Raw genomic sequence first — 16,269 nt, 5'->3', positions numbered from 1 at the left:
GCCATCGGCGTCATCCAGCGCGAGGGGCGCGGGTCACCGCGCCGGTCGCGGATGAACCGTCAGGATCGCCACCGCCGGCGAAGCCGGCACGACAGGCGCGACATCGGGCAGGGCCGCGCCGGCCGTGGCGGCCACCGCCGGCCCGGCCTCCTGCAACAGCGACGATGCCTCCGCCTGCCTGTTCATCACGATGATGCTGATGCGCCGGTTGACCGGGTCGGCCGGATTGCTGCGGTCGAACGGCACTGAGGCGGCCAGGCCTACGACGCGGGCGATCTTGTCTTCGGTCAGGCCGCCGGCGAGCAGGGCGCGGCGTGCGGCGTTGGCGCGGTCGGCCGACAGTTCCCAATTGCTGTAGCGATGATCGCTGTTGTACGGCGCGTCGTCCGTATGCCCGGACAGGCTGATCCGGTTCGGCACGCGGTCGATGAAACCCGCCAGTTCCTCAAGAATCGTCATGGTGTACGGCCGCAGCTGGGCGCTGCCGATGTCGAACATGGGGCGGTTCTGCTTGTCGACGATCTGGATGCGCAGGCCTTCGGGCGTGATGTCCAGCAGCAGCTGGTCCTTGAAAGGGGCCAGGGCCTGGCTGTTCTGGATCGCCGCCTGCAATTGCTGCATCAGGTCTTCCAGCCGCGCGCGTTCCTGCCGCCGCGCTTCTTTCTCGATCTCCTTCGGGTCCACGCTGGCCGCGATGCCGCCTTGGGCTTTGCCGCCGGGAGCGCGCGCCAGATCTTTCGCGCCACCGAGCTTGATCATGCTCGTGCTGGCGCCGCCCGGCCCGGTCTGTCCCGGTGGCGCCATGGTGGCGGTGCCCTGCGTCATGCTGGGATTCTTGAAATACTCGGAAATCGCCGCGCGCTGCTCGCGCGTGCCGGCGCCGATCAGCCACATCACCAGGAAGAACGCCATCATCGCCGTGACGAAGTCGGCGTAAGCCACCTTCCAGGCGCCGCCATGATGGCCGCCATGGCCGCGCCGCTTCACCCGCCGCACCACGATGGGCGGCAGCTGGCCCTGCTCGCTCATGCCGTGGCCTTGGCGCGCGGCGCCTTGAGGTGATCCTCCAGGTCCTGGAAGCCCGGGCGGGTGTTGGTGGAAAGCGACTTGCGCGCGAACTCCACGGCTACCTTGGGGTTATAGCCGCGCAGATTGGCCAGCAGGGCGATCTTCACGCACTCGAAGGCCTTGCCGTCCTCCTGCACCCGGTTCTCCATCGCCGCGCCGAGCGGACCGACAAAGCCGTAGCACAGCAGGATGCCGAGAAAGGTGCCGACCAGCGCGCCGGCGATATGCATGCCGATGCGCGAGGTATCGCCATCGAGCTGGGACATGGTGGTGACGATGCCGAGCACGGCCGCCACGATGCCGAAGCCCGGCAGGGCGTCGGCCAGCTTGGTCACCGCCAGCGCGGGCGCCACCGCCTCCTGGTGGTGCGCTTCCAGCTCCACCTCCAGCAACTGCTCCAGCTCATGCGGATTCATGCTGCCACCCACCATCAGCCGCAGGCAGTCGGTGGTGAATTCGATCAGGTGATGCTCGCGCAGCAGCCGCGGATAAGCCGAGAACAGCGGGCTGGACTGCGGGTCCTCCACGTGCTGCTCCAGGCTGAGCAGTCCTTCCTTGCGCATCAGGCTGAACAGGTCGTAGAGCATCGCCAGCAGATCCACATAATCCTGCTTGCGATACTTCGGCCCCTTCAGCAGCCCCAGCGCATCGCGCGCCGCCGCCTTCACCACCTTGGACGGATTGGCCGACAGAAACGCACCCAGCGCACCACCGCCGATGATCAGCAACTCATACGGCTGCCACAGCGCAAGCATCTGCCCATGCGACAACAGAAAACCGCCAAGCACGCATCCAAGCACCACGACGGCGCCGATCAGGACCAGCATATTCGCTCCGGGGGACGGAGCCTCTTGCTCCGTGTCCGGGTCTTATCGGCGTGGGGGTAAAAAAATTGAGCCGACCGGCGCCGTGATATGCGTGCTGGAAGAATGAGACGGGCGGTCAATCGCTCCCGTCCATGGCCCCCTAGACTCCGCCCATTCCAATCGCACAGGGGGATTCATGGCTGACAAGCTGAGTTACGACCAGGCGCTGTATCAGGCCAGTGCTCTTATGGGTTGGATCGACAAGGTGGGGCGCGGACCCGGCATCGTGCGGGAGCGCGGCATGACCATTGCCGAGCTGGGACCTCCGGTGGCGCTGAAGCTGCAGACGTTGGACAGCGATATCGGTTCCTCGTGGGACCCGATGGACGGAGACAGGCAGTTGCGTGCGCGCGATCGCCTGGTGGACACGCTGAAGAGGATGCGGCTGCAGCCCGGGATGTCCTTCATGATCGATCCCTCGATGTGGAAAACCGATTGACCGGACAAAGCCAGGGGGAAGGACGGGGAAGCGAGGGAGGCATGGATGCCTCCATTTCCCCGCCCGCATGGCGGCGGAGGCATCCATGCCCCGCGCGCAAGGATCAAAGCCTCTTGCGGAAACCCAGATAGACGTTGTGTTCGCGCAGATGTCCCTTCAGCTGTTCGTCGCGGGCGTGGGCGCGGTTGTCGAACAGATTCGGGTTCGTCGAAATGCGCCCCAGATCGACCTGGCGATAGCCGAGTTCCAGGTGCATGCCTGCCGCGATGCGTAGATCCGCACCGGCGCCCACGGCGTAAGCGGCGCGTACATTCCGGTGAGGTTCGAACGCCCGCTCCGGGCGGGTCTGCCAGCCGGACGTCGTCGTCACCGCCACACCCGCACCGAGCATGCCGAAGAGCGACAGGTTCCGCGTCAGCGGCCAGCTCGCGTAGCCGTTGAGCATGAGCCGCTGCGTGCGGGTATGCAGCACGTTGTCATTGGCGGTGAACGGCGCCCAGCGTCCGACATGGCGCGCGTCCGAAGGCAAGCTGTATTCCAGCTCGGTGCGGAAAGGCGACTGGTATTGATAGCCCAGGCCCAGGGAGCCATTGAGTGAGTGCGCCGACTTCGGATGCTGCGTGCGATGGGTGACGCGTGGGCTGGTGAGGGTCATGTCCGAGAGTTGCCGATCGGCATCGAACAGCTTGATGGTTCCGTAAAGCCCCTGCTCCTGAGGGGCGGCCGTGGCCGCAACCGTTGCGGTCAGCAGCAAGCCGGCAATGATGCACTTCGTCATGCGTTACCTCGCTGTTAAAAGTGCGGGCAACGTATAGAAGAGGCTGTCATGCGCCCTACTCGAATTATCCAGTGCTGGGTGTTGGTCCGGCGTTGCTTCGGCGGGAGCCTCTCCGAAAAATCGCGTCACGCTTCCGGTAACGCAGAACTAGGGAACACCCTAGTAATAACCCCCGGGGATTAGTCCTACATTCGGCTCCATCGCGCACAGCCCCCGGCAAGGAGCGACTCCGATGACTTCGACCAGCGGTGTAGGCGGCAGCGACTCGCAGAACAACGCGCCATCGCTCGGCAATCAAGCAGCGAATCCCCATGGCGGCACGCCGCAGGCGGATGCCGTCGTGGGCACTACGCTGAGCATTCCCGCGGCGACGGTGGGCCTGGATTTCAGCCACACGGTGGCGCCTGGCGAAACGGTCGACGCACTGGCCGCGCGCTACAACGTGGACGCCAATGCCATCCGCGCCGCCAACCCGGATCTGCTGCAGCCGGCGGGCGGCAGCTTCGATTTCACCTCGTCGGTGCCCGAGCTGCAGGACGCGGTCAAGGACGTGCAGCCATGGGCCGGCGTCAGCCTTACCGTCCCGGCCGCCAATCCGCGCATGGTGATGGAACACACGGTGATGCCGGGCGAGACGATCGAATCGATCGCCAAGGACTACGACGTCAAAGCCACCGACCTGCGCCAGGCCAATCTCACGGCGCTGGCCTTGCAGAGCATGCTCACCGCGCCGCCGTCGATCGAATCCGGCCCGGGCAGGCTCGGCCTGATCGATACCTCCAAGCTCACGGGCGTGCAGCTCACCGTGGCGCAGACCTATAACAAGTACGGCGCCGCCATCGAAGGCCTGGCGGCCGAAGCCGGCATCAAGGTCAAGGACGTGCTCGGCATCATCACGCAGGAAACGGGTGGCGCGATCGACCCCCATGCGCGCATGACCATCCGCTTCGAGGCACACAAATTCGACCAGGCGATCGACCCGTCGCTGCAGCCGGAATTCGATCAGCATTTCCAGTACAACCAGGCGAAGGGGCTGGGCTACAAAGGGCAGAAGTTCAATGCCACGGGCGATCCGGACGATTGGCATGCGCTGCATCCGACCGGTACCGCCAAGGACCAGGACATCAACTGGTCGGCATTCAATTACGCCTATGGCATGAACCCGGAGGCCGCCGCGTCCTCCATCTCGATGGGGCCCGGCCAGGTGATGGGTTTCAACCATGCCACCGTGGGTTACGCCAGCGCGGACGCGATGTACCAGTCGCTGAAGGACAGTGCCTACAACCAGTTCGCCTCGATGACCGATTTTATCGGCGCCAACGCGTCGATGAAGAAAGACCTCAACGACGGCGATTACGACGCCTTCGCCAAGGCCTATAACGGCGGCATTGCCGGCTACGGCGACCACGTAAAGAGCTATGCGGACGCGTTCGACACCATTACCGCCGGCATGCAGCCGACGGGTGCGCCGGCCGCTACGGGTCCCGTTGCCGCGCCGTAAATAGAACGCCAAGGCCGATGGAGGCAGCCAGCCGTGCCGGCTGCCTCGCATGCACTGATTACTTCTTCGCCGCCTTGGCCGCGGCTTCCTCTTCCGCGTCGGCCTTCAGATAAGCGGCATAGCCCTTCGCCTCATCCGCCTGCGTGGTGATGTGCAGCGTCACCTCGTCGCTTACCTGCGGCACGAACTTGCCCAGGCCGAAGTCGGAGCGCTTCAGCGTCGCCATCGCCTCGAAGCCCACCGCCGGCAGTTTCAGCCGCGGGTTCTCGCCCACCTTGTTGATGGTGACATCCAGCGTTACCGGCCTGGTGATGCCGTGCACGGTGAGGTTGCCCGTCACCTTCAGCTGGTTGGCCATGGCGGTGGTCTCGACCTTGGTGCTCTTGAAGGTGGCGGTGGGGAAGCGGGCCAGGTCGAAGAAGGCGGGAGAGCGCAGGTTCTCGTCCAGGTCGGGGATGCCGCTGCTCAGGTTGGCCAGGGGAATGGTGACCATTACCGAAGCCATGCGCGGATTGGCGGGGTCGAACTCCAGCGTGCCCTCGACGCGGGTGAACTGCGCCGTGGGGTTGGCGAAGTCCAGGTGGCTCCAGCGGAGGGTGCCCATGGAGTGGTTGGGCTCCAGCGTGTAAGTGGCCGCCCAGAGCGGGCAGGCGGCGAGGGCGAGCGCAAGGGCGAAGGCGGTACGGCGGATCATGGGCAGGGCTCCAGGGCTGAGGTCGGCGCGGGGCCGATGGTGGGTCTCCAGCACGCATCGGCGTGCGTCGGCACCGTGCCGGCGGCGGCGCGGGAAGTCCTGAAAAAGCGTCTGAATTGGCCTGAAGAGTTCTGAAGCAGGGCCGGGTTGCCTTCGGTTGTGGCCCGCAAACGTTGATGCGACTATCCGGCGGCTTTCCCCAAGGTGGCGATAAACAGTGAGTTACGTGCCCTCCGACCCCGAGCGCTCGACGCGCGCAACCCTGCGCATCGGCGACTGGATCGTCGACCCGATGGCCGACCAGCTGTCGCGCGACGGCAACGTGCTGCGCGTCGAAGCCCGCACCATGCGCCTGCTGCTGTGCCTGGCGGACCGCGCCGGCCAGGTGGTCAGCATCGACGAACTGCTCAACGAGGTCTGGGCGGGGGTGATCGTCACGCCGGATTCGGTCTACCAGGCGGTGACGTCGTTGCGGCGCTTGCTGGGCGACGATCCCAAGCAGCCGGCGTATATCGCCACCGTGCCGCGGCGGGGGTATCGGCTGATTGCGGCGGTGCAGGCCTTGCCGGACAAAGCGGCCGCATCCGTTGAAGCGCCCGCGGCGAAGCCGGAGCCGCCCAGGGTTCCCAGACAGGGGCGAGGCGCACTGGTCGGCTCAGCCCTGGCGCTAGGCGTGATCCTGCTGTCCTGCGGCGCCATCTCCGCCTACTGGCTGCTGCGCGACCATCCCGCCGCGCAGGCCGCCCGCGGCGCCCGCTCCATCGCCGTGCTGCCCTTCCTCGACCTCACCGACAAGATGAACGAGGAGCCGTTCGCCGACGGCATGACCGAGGAGCTGATCGACCAGCTCAGCAAGTTCCCCGGCATGCAGGTGTCCGCGCCGACCTCGTCGTTCTATTACAAGGACAAGCAGGTGCCGGTGGCGAATATCGCCAGGTCGCTCGGTGTCGCCTACGTGCTCGACGGCAGCGTGCGGAAGTCGGGGGATACCATGCGCGTGGCGGCGCGGCTGGTTCGCGCGGCGGATGGGTTCGTGGTGTGGTCGGCGACGTACGACCGGCCCTTGGGCGACAAGCTCAAGGTGCAGGATGAGATTGCCGGCGAGGCGGCGAAGGCGCTGACGCCGGCGATTCGATAATAAGTCCGCACCTCTCACCTTCGTCATTCCGGCGCAGGCCGGAATCCAGTGGCGATATCGACTGGTTTTCGCGAGAAGCCATCCAGCTCTATCGCGAAAACCGCGCACTCCCGCCACTGGATTCCGGCCTGCGCCGGAATGACGGTATTAGGCTCCGTTGCCGGAGTCGGTTGCGCAGCGGCTCAATGAAGCTGTTTTTTGCGGCTTCGAACCGAACGTCACGAAGCTCGCCGCCGCCAGCATCCACGCGCCGATGCCGCCATACAGCATCACCCAGTGGAAGCCCTGGACCAGCGCGTCGTGCGCCGGCGCGCCGTAGGAAGAGAGATTGCCGGCGGCGATCTGGTTGGCGATATCGCGCAATGCCGACGCATCCGCCGCGCCGGGCATGGCGCGCTTCAGGTGCGCAAGTATCCCTTCGATCAGCAGGAACCCCATCAGCGCGATATTGATCGCCAGGGTGATCAACCGCGCGCTCATATCGATGCCCGATGCCATGCCGGCACGCGCCGTCGGCACCGAGCCCGTCGTGGTGTTGGACACCGGCGTATTGGTCATCCCCAAGCCGATGCCCGCGAGCACGCAGCCGGTCAGCAAGGCAGCCAGCCCGTGCAGCGGCATGGCGAAGAAGCCCAGGCCGATGGTGAACAGGCCCGCGGGAATGACGGCGCGCGGCTGATAGCGCACGGTCAGTTTCTCGGCGAGCGGCGGTACCAGCAAAGTCGGCAGCGTGTATGCCAGCAAGGCTATGCCGGAGGTGACGACGCCATAACCCAGCACCGACTGGAAATAGATCGGCAGATAGATCATGAAAGGCCAGAAGCTGAAGTTCATGCCCATCGAGCCGTACAGCGCACCGGAGAACGGACGGATCCGGAACACCGAAAAATCGAACATCGGATGCGCGTGGTTTTTCTCCACGTACAGGAATGCGGCGAAGCAGGCGGTGGCCCCGGACAGGGCGATCAGCACCAGCGGGTGGTGCAGTCCAAGCGACGGCCCCTGCGTGATGAAATAAGTCAGCCCGAATACCGCCAGCGACATCGACACGATGCCCGCCAGGTCCAGATGCCTGGCTTCCGGATCGCGCGATTCGTCGACGCTCCATGCAATCAAGGCCAGCGTGACCAGCGACAGCGGCACCTGGATGAGGAACACCCAGGTCCAGTCCAGCCAGACGGCAATCGCGCTGCCGATCATCGGCCCGAAGCCCAGCCCCACGCCGAAGATGATCCCCCACGCCGCAAACGCGCGGCTGCGCGCCGGCCCCTCCTGGAACTGGTGCGACAGCGCGGCGATCTGGCAGATCACCATGGCGCCGCCGCTCATGCCCTGCAGGAAGCGGCTGGCGATCAGCACCGACGCATCGCGCGCCAGCCCGCAGGCCAGCGAAGTGAAGCCGAACGCCGCCACGCTCAGCAGCAGCATGCGCTTGCGTCCATAGCGGTCGGCGAGCGTGCCGGAGGCCATCAGTACCGTGGTGCAGGCGATGGTGTAGGCATTCATGATCCACTGCGCGCCGCTGAAGCCGGTGTGCAGCAGTTTTTCCACGGTCGGCAGCACGGCCGGCACGCTGGAGATCTCCAGGCCGAACATCAGGGCCGCGAGGCAGATCGCTACGGCGGCGACGGCGTTTCGATGGGTGGGGGAGGGCGCCACGGTGGACTCCGGGTCGAAAGGCAAACGCCGGCCGCACGCGGCTGGCCGCGCGGCTTGTGCATCGCCGAGGGAGGAGGGGAAGGCCTTTATTTTCGGCACGCGCCATCCATGATGGAAATGATTTATTTTTGTCGCCCCCATTAAGGCTGTTCATCAATCGCCCATGGACTTCGACCCCGCCCTGCTGCGCGCCTTCGTCGCCGTGAAAGAGGCCGGTGGCTTCACTCGTGCGGCGCAGCGCCTGAACCTGACCCAGTCCGCGATCAGCCATCAGATCCGGCGCCTGGAAGAACAGGTGGGCCGGCAGCTGCTCTACCGCACCACGCGCGCGCTGACCCTGACGGAGGACGGCGAGGAGTTTCTGCAGTACGCGCAGAAAATCCTCGACACGCTTGACAGCATGGCGCGCCGCTTCCGGCCGTCGCCGATTTCGGGCGTGGTGCGCTTCGGCGTGCTGGAGAATTTCCTCGGCGACCGCCTGCCCACTTTGCTGTGCCAGTTCGGCCGCGCGTTTCCGTCGGTGCGGCTGGATGTGAGCGTCGGCATGAACCTCGATCTGATGCCGATGATCAAGGCCGGCGAACTCGATCTGGCGGTGGTAATGACCGCGCCGGACGACAAGGAAGGCACGCCGCTGCGCCGCACGCAGTTCGTATGGGTGGCCGCGGAGACCTTCGACGTGCCCGCGGGCGCATCGCTGCCGTTCGCGTTCTTTCCTTCGCCGTGCATCAACCGCCAGGTCGGCATCGCCTCGCTGGAGGGGCGGGATGTGCCATGGCATGTCGTGTTCACTTCGCAGAGCCAGCAGGGCATCCGCGCGGCGATACTCGCGGGGCTGGCGGTGACGGTGCTGGCGCGCGACGACGTGGAGCCGGGCATGAAGATCGTCGATGGGCAGTACGGGCTGCCGTCGCTGTCCAAGGCGGACTTCACCCTGGTGTGGAGCAGCGGCGGCAAGACGCCGGCGGCGGTGGAGTTCGGGCGGATGATCGAGCAGATGACGCGGGTTCCGCTCGCGGCCAGCCACGGCTGAGCGCAGGCCGGGCGGCCGGCGCCTGCGCTATGCTTTTAGAAGAACAGGGGAAATGCATTATCCATGCGTAAATGGGGCTTGCTGCTGGTCCTCGTGCTGCTCGGGCTGGTCGCACTGCACTGGTCGCGGCAGCGTCCATCCGTGCCGGCTGCCGGCGTGCTCGCTCCCGCTGCGCCCATCCAGGACGACATCGCCAACGGCACCGTCCTGCAGCGTGGCGACGTCAGCCTGCTCACGCGTGCTCATTTCGAGCTCACCGCGCGCGTGCTTTCCCGCGAGGATTACCGCTTCGATGCCGGCGCTTCGCTGGCGCCGGTGGATCTCGCGCTGGGCTGGGGCCCGATGTCCGACAGCGCGGTGCTGGCGAAGATCTCGATCAGCCAGTCCCATCGTTTCTACTACTGGCGCGTCGAGGAGTTCCCCATCCCGCAACGCGATATCGAAATCTCCAGCGCCAATATGCACATGATCCCCGCCGACGACGCGGTGCGCCGCGCGCTGGAGCGGGTGCAGCCGGGGCAGGTGATCCACCTGCAGGGCTTTCTCGTCGACGCCAGCCGGCCCGATGGCTGGCGCTGGCATACCTCGATGACGCGCGAAGACACCGGCAACGGTGCGTGCGAGCTGGTGTTCGTGGAAGACATCGGCACGGTCAGCCGCTGATCCCGCCGCAAAGGTTTTTGCCGTACCCTGCTGCCACCCCACTCCCACGGAGTACCCCCAATGAAAGCGTTCTGCGCTGCTGTGCTGCTTTGTGGCTTGATCCAGGGAACGCCCGCGCTCGCCGCACCACCCGCGGCATCGCCATTGCTCGGCACCTGGGCGGTGGACACCGCGCGCCTGCCCATGGCCGCCGCGGCGCGCCCGAAGAGCGTCACCTTCACGTTCGCCGAGGCGGGCGGCAACAAGCTCAAGACCGAGGTCGATATCGTCGATGCCGGCGACGTGCGGATCCATTCGACGTCCACCGTGGGTACCGATGGCGTCCCGGGTTCCATCACGGGCGGCATGGAGGCCGACACCGTGGCATTGACGCAGCCGGCGCCGAACGTGCTGGTGATGGTGTTGAGCAAGGCCAGGACCCCGGGTTCGACGCGCATCTACGTCGCCGCCCCGGATGGCAAATCGATGGTGGAAACGGCCACCTATTTCGGCGACAACGGCACGCCGATCATCCGCACCAACTACTTCACGCGCGTGCGCTGACGCGGCGGCGCACGCACACGGAGACCGCCGGCGCCCGCATCAAGGCGTCGGCAGCTGCGCATCCAGGAAGGCGTAGATATCCGCAAACTCCGTCGCCTCCGCGCCCAGCGACACCTGGATGCCATGCCCGCCGTTGGCATTGGTGCGGATCCAGATCGGCTTGCCGCTGGTATTGGCGGCACGCAGCGCGGCGGCGAACTTGCCCGTCTGCCACGGATCGACGCGGCTGTCGTTGAGGCTGACGTCCAGCATCACCGGCGGATAAGCCGTATGCGGCTTGATGTTCTGGTACGGGTCCGACGCCAGCATGTAGGGGAAGTCGGAAGCCTTGCCCGGGTCGCCGAATTCGCCGATCAGGTTGGCGCCGTTGTGTGCGTGCATCAGGCGGATCGGATTGACGAAGGCCACGCGCAATACCGCGGCGCCAAACGCCTTCGGCTCGCTCACCAGCGCGCCGCCGAGCAGCAGGCCGCCGCCGCTGCCGGAAATCAGGCCGGTGCGTTCCGGGCGGCTATAACCCAGCTTGCCCAGTGCCTGCACGCCGGCGACGAAATCCTCCACGCCCTTGTGCTTGTTCGCGCCCTTGCCGTCCTGATGCCAGGACTCGCCCTTCTCGCCGCCGCCGCGCACGTGCGCATAGGCAAAGATATTGCCGTGCTTCACCCACTCCAGGCGCACGGGATTGAACACCGGCACCACCGATAGTCCGAACGTGCCATAGCCCCACAGAATCGCGCGATGGCTGCCGTCCGCCACTGCGTCCTTGCGGTGCAGGATGGTGAGCGGCACATGGGTGCCGTCCTTGCTGACGTACTCGGTTTCGGTGGTCTCGATCATGCTGTAGTCGGCCGGGCTGGACTGATCCTGGCCGAGCGTGTGCATGGCGCTGTCCTTGGGGTCGTAGCGCCAGGATTTCGGCGGCGTGGTCCAGCCGCGCAGTTCCAGCAGGAAGCCGCCCTGGTTGTCGTCCGCATGGAACAGCGAGGCGGCGCCGGCCAGCGGCATCGGTATCGCGCTGGACTTGCCGCTGACGTAGTCGATGCGCCGCACGCTGTCGATGCCGTTGCGGGTGACCTTCACGTACAAGGCGTCGCGGGCCGGCGCCAGTTTCTGCGTGTCGGTCAGCACTAGGCCGACCACGATGTCGTCCTGCTCCAGCGGAAGCACGGAGCGCGCCTGCGCCAGCGTGGCATCGGCCTGCGAGAGATCGAGCGCCAGCACTTCGCCGTTGGAGCGCTTGTGCGCGGAGACGAGATAAAGCGTGTCGCCATGGACCACGGCTTCCTGCACCTGGTCCTCCTGCGCGGCGATGCAGCGCCAGTGGACGCCGGGCTTGATCGCCTCGGCCTGCGGGGCGACGCAGTAGCGCGTCTCCGGTTGCGCGCCCGTGACGGCAGCGACGGCCCAGCGCGAGCCGGTGGGAAATTTGATAGTGGGAAAACGGTTTGACGGAATCTCGAACGAGGCATTGACGCCTTCGCCCTTGCCCGCGCGCAGCAGGATCGGATCCTGCGCCGCGGGCGCACCCAGGCGATGGAAGCGCAGGCGCATGTCCTGCAGCGGGTCGCCGTTCGTGCGCTGGTCCGCCGGGGCCATCTGCGTATACGCGAAGCCGCTGCCGTCGGGCAGCCAGTCGGCCGCGAACTCGCCCCACACCGGTTCCACCGCATCGCCGGTGGGCTTGCCGGTGTTGACGTCGAACACTTCCAGCCGCGTGACTTCGGCGCCGCCGCGGTCGGTATTCACCGCCACCTTGCTCCCGTCCGGCGACGGTGCGAACAGCGTGATCGAGGCATGGCCGCCTTCGCCGGCAAGCGTAGCCGGATCGAGCAGCACGCGTTCCTTGCCGTCGGCCTCGCGCAGCATCAGCGTGCCGCTGCCCTGGCCTTCCTGGCGGATAAAGAACAGGCGCCCGCCGACATAGCGCTGGGCGCGATGAACCACTTCGCTGCCGCTGGTCTTCTGCAGGGTTTCCTGCCACGCCTTCAGTGTCGGCAAGGCATCGAGCCTGGCGCGCGTGTAGTCGCCTTGCGCGGTGAGCCACTTCTGGAATTCGGGATTCGGCTCGTTTTCCATCCAGCGGTACGGATCGCTGACCGTATGGCCGAAGATCTGCTCGGTCACGTTCACGCGGCGCGCCGGCGGCGGGCCATCGTTCTGCTTGGCGAAAGCCGCCGATGCAAGCATGCAGGCGATCAGGGCGAGGCCAAGGGAAGCGTGTCGGCGCGGCGAAGCGGACCTGCGGCTCATGCGGTGTCCTTGCGAGCGAGGAAGCGCAGGAGCTTAGCTTCGTTCGCAGGAACCTGTCGTCATAACCGCCGTTAGTCATTACTGCCGGGCGGAATGTGATCGTCATCGCACTTCGCTGGCTCGTGTGCAGCACGCAAAGAACTGCATGGCCTCGCCAGCCCATATGCCATGCGGAATCACATTGCCTTCACGTCAACGGGCGGTTGATAAACATTCGGACATGAAAGGCGCGCCCTCCAGGGCGTTTCAAGGAAACGGCCACGGCAGCTGGCCACCGACGCATGCAGGGGGCATCGCGTGAAAGGACAGGAAGGGACGTCGCCACGGATGACATCGCCCAGTACATCGCCTCTGCTTCCGCTTCGCCGCAACGCTTCGCCACGGCATGCCTCTCCCGCTCGTGCGCGGTCCGCCTGATCCCCATTCGCTTTCACCGCAGCCGCGCTCACTGCGGTAGACGCGTACGCGTCCCATCCGAGCGCACACCATCAAGGAGTACGACCCATGCAGATCGATCACATCGTGGAAGGCTGGCTGAAGGGCTCCGATAACGTGGACGGCTACGCCAATCCGGCGGGCTCGCTGTACACCGAAGGCCAGGCGGCCACCATCGCGGCCGTGACCAGCCCGGAAATCGCGCTGGATACCCGCTGCAGCGGCTGCACGGCTTCGCGCCCCGGCTTCTGCTGTTGATTTGATTCGCCGCAGCCGTGGCCGTGCCACGGCTGCGGACGAATTCCGTTCCTCACTACCGGGTGTTGAGCATGGGCGACGCGCCGTCGAACGATACGTTCCTGGGAATCATCGATCACCTCACCGCCGATGCCCGGCGTTCGCTGGCCGAACGCATCCGCGCCGTGCCGGGACTCGGCGACGGCGAAAGCGCGATCCTGATACGGCAGGCGCACCAGGCGCTGCGCGACAACGCCGAGCGCAAGCTCAATCGAGTGCTGCTGCTGGAGCTGCATGCGGCGAAGCTGTCCGGGCAGCTCACCGCACCCGACGAAAGCGGCAAGTTCGCGCAGTTTCTCGAACTGGCCAGGCAGGACGCCTTCAAGGACACCTTGCGCCGCCGCTATCCGGTGCTCGAAGAGCGCCTCGATCGCGCGCTCGGCCAGCAGAGCGAAGCCATTCTTGCCTTGGCCCAGCGCATCGTCGCCGACCGAGCCGCCTTCGCCGCCTTGCTCGGCCAGCCCGCAGGCGCATTGCGCGCCGCCAGCCTGGGCCAGGGCGATGTGCACGACGGCGGCCAGTCCGTGGCGCAGCTGGAATTCGACGGCGGCCGGCTGATGTACAAGCCGCGTTCGGTACGCGTCGACCAGGCGCTGGAAAGCTTTCTCCACGATCTGTTTCAAGGCGTGACCGAGCGCATCCGCGTACCTGCGGTGCTCGATCGCGGCGCTTACGGCTGGACAGCTTTCGTCGAGCATCGCCACTGCGTCGACCAGGACGAACTGAAAACCTTCTACCGCCATATCGGGCATTGGCTCGCCGTGCTGCGCCTGCTGGGCGGCACCGACGTGCATCATGAAAACCTGATCGCCTGCGGCCCCGTGCCCTATGTAGTCGACGTGGAAAGCCTGTTCGTGCCCGAACCGCCGCCGCAGGTCACTGAGCTTGGACAGGCCGTGGATCTCGCCGACGCGATGATCCGCTCTTCGGTGCTGCGCACCGGCCTGGTGCCGTTCCGCGCGCCGGCGCTGGGCATGGATGGCGTCGATATCTCGGCCATCGGCGCCTTGCCGGGACAGCAGCCGAAGATCCGCGTGCCGGAGATCGTCAACCACGGCACCAGCGACGCGCGCGTGGGCCTGGTCAGCATCGACGTCGACATGGCGCGCAATCACCCGTGCGAGAACCCGGATATCTCGCGCTTCTGGCCGGATATCCTGGCGGGTTTCCAGCAGCTCACCGGCCGCTTCGCCGCGCTGCATCGCGACGGTGCGCTGGCGCCGAAGCTCAAGGTGTTCCTGGGCAGCCGTATCCGGCTGATCCTGCGGCCCACGCAGATCTACGTCGAGGTGATGCGCATGCTGTGGCATCCGGCCTCGCTGCACGACGAGCCGGCCGCGATCGAACGCGCGCGCGACCTGCTGGAAAAGAATTCGCAAGCCTCGCTGGTGGCGCCGCGCGACGCCGCGGCGATCCGCGCCGAGATCGACGACATGCGCTACGGCGACGTGCCCGTATTCGCCAACGAACTGGATCAGGCCCAGCTCGACGAGATCTTCGGCGCCTGGCAGGCGATGCGGCTGGACCTGGAAGAACTCACCATCCGCGGCGCGCTGGTGACAGCCCATCTCAACGGACGCCTCAACGACGACAAGCGCGCGCCCTACGATCTGCGTCCAAGCGATCCGAGCGCACGCGACCTCGACCGCCGCCGCCGCACCATGGCCGCGCTCACCGTGCAGGAACTGCTCGAGCTCTCCGTGCGCGGCGAGGACGGCACCGTCACCTGGATCAGCCCCATCCTGGGCCGCGCCGGCTGGGCCATGCGCAGCCTGCAGCCGAATCTCTATGTCGGCCTGTGCGGTGTCGCCGTCACGCTGGCGGCGTATGTGCGCGAGATGCGTGCGGGGCGTGCCGATGAAGTGGCCGGCGTGCAGGAAGCGCTGGATGGCGTGCTGATGGTGATGCGCAGTACCGAGCGGGTGCGTCCCATCGAAGCGGTGGGCGGTTTTATCGGCGTGGGCTCGCAGATTCTGTCCTGGCTCATCTTGCACGCGTTCCAGCCGCAGTCGGATTTCCTCGCGATGGCCATTGCGCGCGCCGAGGCGATGGAGCGGCGATCCTTCGGCGAGGAGCGCAATTTCGACATCCTCGAAGGCGTCTCCGGCGCCATCGTGCCGCTGCTGCAACTGGCCGATGCCAGCGGCGATGCGCGCTGGCTGGCGCTTGCCGCAAAGGCGGCGCGGCGGCTGGAAGAGGCAGCGATCGTCGACGAGCGCGGGGCGCGCTGGCCGGCGGCGGTATACGACGAGCCGCTGGGCGGCTTCGCGCACGGGTCCACCGGCATCGGCTGGGTGCTGACGCGGCTGGGCTTGAGCGGAACGGGCAGTGCCGAAGATCGCCGGCGCTGGCTGGCGCTCGGCGAGCGTGCCTTCGATTTCGAGGAATCGCTCTATCTGCCGGAGTTCGGCAACTGGCTCGACGTGCGCAAGCCGGACAGCCGCGAGTTTCCCAACACCTGGTGCCACGGCAGCGTGGGCATCGGCCTGACCGCCTGCGACCTGTACCTGCGCACCGGCGAGGACCGCCACCTCGATACGCTGCGCCGCGCCGTGCAGGCCGCCAAACAAGGCGGCTGGGGCTACAGCCACACGCTATGCCATGGCGACCTGAGCATGTGGGAGCTGCTGCTGCGCGCCAGCCCGCTGGTGCCGGACCTGCTGCCGCCGCAGGCGATGCCGGGCAGCGCGGTGATTCTTTCGAGCATCGAGGAGCACGGCATCGTCGGCGGCCTGGCCAGGGATGCGTTCACGCCGGGCCTGATGAGCGGCATTTCCGGTTCGATCCACCAGCTGCTGCGCATGCATCCGGACTGCGATATCCCTTCGCCGCTATTGATGGAAACCCGCCTGGGCGAGTACGCGCGCAACCGCGCCTTCGAACAGGAAGGGCTGACCGCCTGAGC

At 66.4% G+C, this 16,269-nt stretch carries 14 protein-coding genes; 8 read left to right on the top strand and 6 right to left on the bottom strand.

The annotated features are described in order from the left end of the window. Window positions 1-33: 33 nt before the first annotated feature. Together motB and motA are read right to left on the bottom strand one after the other, a co-directional pair. Complete coding sequence (gene motB / locus ISN75_RS19560; protein WP_343817720.1) at window positions 34-1,029, bottom strand: flagellar motor protein MotB; 996 nt, start codon at window positions 1,027-1,029, stop codon at window positions 34-36. After that, the gene (gene motA, locus ISN75_RS19555) at window positions 1,026-1,895 is read right to left on the bottom strand and encodes a flagellar motor stator protein MotA (protein ID WP_167253678.1); all 870 of its coding nucleotides are present in this window, start codon (window positions 1,893-1,895) and stop codon (window positions 1,026-1,028) included. The genes motB and motA overlap by 4 nt, the downstream gene beginning before the upstream one ends. A gap of 175 nt (window positions 1,896-2,070) precedes the next feature. Here motA and ISN75_RS19550 point away from each other — a divergent pair, with 175 nt between their 5' ends. After that, window positions 2,071-2,373 (top strand): hypothetical protein, encoded by a 303-nt coding sequence (locus ISN75_RS19550; protein ID WP_343817718.1) that lies wholly within the window; start codon window positions 2,071-2,073, stop codon window positions 2,371-2,373. Window positions 2,374-2,476: 103 nt separating this feature from the next. Here ISN75_RS19550 and ISN75_RS19545 read toward each other — a convergent pair whose 3' ends face one another. After that, complete coding sequence (locus tag ISN75_RS19545) at window positions 2,477-3,151, bottom strand: outer membrane protein (protein WP_343817716.1); 675 nt, start codon at window positions 3,149-3,151, stop codon at window positions 2,477-2,479. A gap of 232 nt (window positions 3,152-3,383) precedes the next feature. Between ISN75_RS19545 and ISN75_RS19540 the strand changes: the two genes are divergently transcribed. Beyond that, a complete protein-coding gene (locus tag ISN75_RS19540; protein ID WP_343817714.1) occupies window positions 3,384-4,652 on the top strand; it encodes an N-acetylmuramidase domain-containing protein in 1,269 nt (422 codons plus the stop codon). Between the two features lie 58 nt (window positions 4,653-4,710). Here the strand turns inward: ISN75_RS19540 and ISN75_RS19535 are convergent, their stop codons facing one another. After that, complete coding sequence (locus ISN75_RS19535) at window positions 4,711-5,346, bottom strand: YceI family protein (RefSeq protein ID WP_167253686.1); 636 nt, start codon at window positions 5,344-5,346, stop codon at window positions 4,711-4,713. 217 nt (window positions 5,347-5,563) lie between these two features. Here ISN75_RS19535 and ISN75_RS19530 point away from each other — a divergent pair, with 217 nt between their 5' ends. Beyond that, on the top strand, window positions 5,564-6,484 hold the full coding sequence (locus ISN75_RS19530) for a winged helix-turn-helix domain-containing protein (RefSeq protein WP_343817712.1): 921 nt from the start codon (window positions 5,564-5,566) through the stop codon (window positions 6,482-6,484). 147 nt (window positions 6,485-6,631) lie between these two features. Here the strand turns inward: ISN75_RS19530 and ISN75_RS19525 are convergent, their stop codons facing one another. After that, a complete protein-coding gene (locus ISN75_RS19525) occupies window positions 6,632-8,143 on the bottom strand; it encodes an MFS transporter (RefSeq protein WP_343817710.1) in 1,512 nt (503 codons plus the stop codon). A gap of 163 nt (window positions 8,144-8,306) precedes the next feature. Between ISN75_RS19525 and ISN75_RS19520 the strand changes: the two genes are divergently transcribed. The 3 genes from ISN75_RS19520 (at window position 8,307) to ISN75_RS19510 (ending at window position 10,382) form a co-directional block, all read left to right on the top strand. Beyond that, window positions 8,307-9,176: a LysR family transcriptional regulator gene (locus ISN75_RS19520; protein WP_343817708.1), complete on the top strand. Its 870-nt coding sequence runs from the start codon at window positions 8,307-8,309 to the stop codon at window positions 9,174-9,176. Between the two features lie 63 nt (window positions 9,177-9,239). Beyond that, window positions 9,240-9,839 carry a hypothetical protein gene (locus ISN75_RS19515; RefSeq protein WP_343817706.1) on the top strand — a complete coding sequence of 200 codons (600 nt, stop codon included), beginning with the start codon at window positions 9,240-9,242 and terminating at the stop codon, window positions 9,837-9,839. 60 nt (window positions 9,840-9,899) lie between these two features. Beyond that, on the top strand, window positions 9,900-10,382 hold the full coding sequence (locus ISN75_RS19510) for a hypothetical protein (RefSeq protein WP_343817704.1): 483 nt from the start codon (window positions 9,900-9,902) through the stop codon (window positions 10,380-10,382). A gap of 39 nt (window positions 10,383-10,421) precedes the next feature. Here ISN75_RS19510 and ISN75_RS19505 read toward each other — a convergent pair whose 3' ends face one another. Further along, window positions 10,422-12,632, bottom strand: coding sequence for a prolyl oligopeptidase family serine peptidase (locus ISN75_RS19505; protein WP_343817702.1), 2,211 nt, complete (start codon window positions 12,630-12,632; stop codon window positions 10,422-10,424). Window positions 12,633-13,136: 504 nt separating this feature from the next. Between ISN75_RS19505 and ISN75_RS19500 the strand changes: the two genes are divergently transcribed. After that, on the top strand, window positions 13,137-13,325 hold the full coding sequence (locus tag ISN75_RS19500; protein ID WP_167253698.1) for a DUF6229 family protein: 189 nt from the start codon (window positions 13,137-13,139) through the stop codon (window positions 13,323-13,325). Between the two features lie 71 nt (window positions 13,326-13,396). Next, window positions 13,397-16,267, top strand: a complete 2,871-nt coding sequence (locus ISN75_RS19495) for a type 2 lanthipeptide synthetase LanM family protein (protein WP_343817700.1) — start codon at window positions 13,397-13,399, stop codon at window positions 16,265-16,267. Window positions 16,268-16,269 lie beyond the last annotated feature (2 nt).

The organism is Dyella marensis, assembly GCF_049532885.1.
GTDB classification, from domain to species: Bacteria; Pseudomonadota; Gammaproteobacteria; order Xanthomonadales; family Rhodanobacteraceae; genus Dyella_D; species Dyella_D marensis.
The sequence above is the reverse complement of the archived record's forward strand: the minus strand, read 5'-3'. Positions and strand labels throughout refer to the sequence as shown.

What these genes read in the sequence shown, in the direction of transcription:
- ISN75_RS19505 (WP_343817702.1), bottom strand. Translation starts at nt 12,632, where the DNA reads ATGAGCCGCAGGTCCGCTTCGCCGCGCCGACACGCTTCCCTTGGCCTC.
- ISN75_RS19535 (WP_167253686.1), bottom strand. Translation starts at nt 5,346, where the DNA reads ATGATCCGCCGTACCGCCTTCGCCCTTGCGCTCGCCCTCGCCGCCTGC.
- motB (WP_343817720.1), bottom strand. Translation starts at nt 1,029, where the DNA reads ATGAGCGAGCAGGGCCAGCTGCCGCCCATCGTGGTGCGGCGGGTGAAG.
- ISN75_RS19520 (WP_343817708.1), top strand. Translation starts at nt 8,307, where the DNA reads ATGGACTTCGACCCCGCCCTGCTGCGCGCCTTCGTCGCCGTGAAAGAG.
- ISN75_RS19495 (WP_343817700.1), top strand. Translation starts at nt 13,397, where the DNA reads ATGGGCGACGCGCCGTCGAACGATACGTTCCTGGGAATCATCGATCAC.
- ISN75_RS19545 (WP_343817716.1), bottom strand. Translation starts at nt 3,151, where the DNA reads ATGACGAAGTGCATCATTGCCGGCTTGCTGCTGACCGCAACGGTTGCG.
- ISN75_RS19510 (WP_343817704.1), top strand. Translation starts at nt 9,900, where the DNA reads ATGAAAGCGTTCTGCGCTGCTGTGCTGCTTTGTGGCTTGATCCAGGGA.
- ISN75_RS19550 (WP_343817718.1), top strand. Translation starts at nt 2,071, where the DNA reads ATGGCTGACAAGCTGAGTTACGACCAGGCGCTGTATCAGGCCAGTGCT.
- motA (WP_167253678.1), bottom strand. Translation starts at nt 1,895, where the DNA reads ATGCTGGTCCTGATCGGCGCCGTCGTGGTGCTTGGATGCGTGCTTGGC.
- ISN75_RS19540 (WP_343817714.1), top strand. Translation starts at nt 3,384, where the DNA reads ATGACTTCGACCAGCGGTGTAGGCGGCAGCGACTCGCAGAACAACGCG.
- ISN75_RS19515 (WP_343817706.1), top strand. Translation starts at nt 9,240, where the DNA reads ATGCGTAAATGGGGCTTGCTGCTGGTCCTCGTGCTGCTCGGGCTGGTC.
- ISN75_RS19500 (WP_167253698.1), top strand. Translation starts at nt 13,137, where the DNA reads ATGCAGATCGATCACATCGTGGAAGGCTGGCTGAAGGGCTCCGATAAC.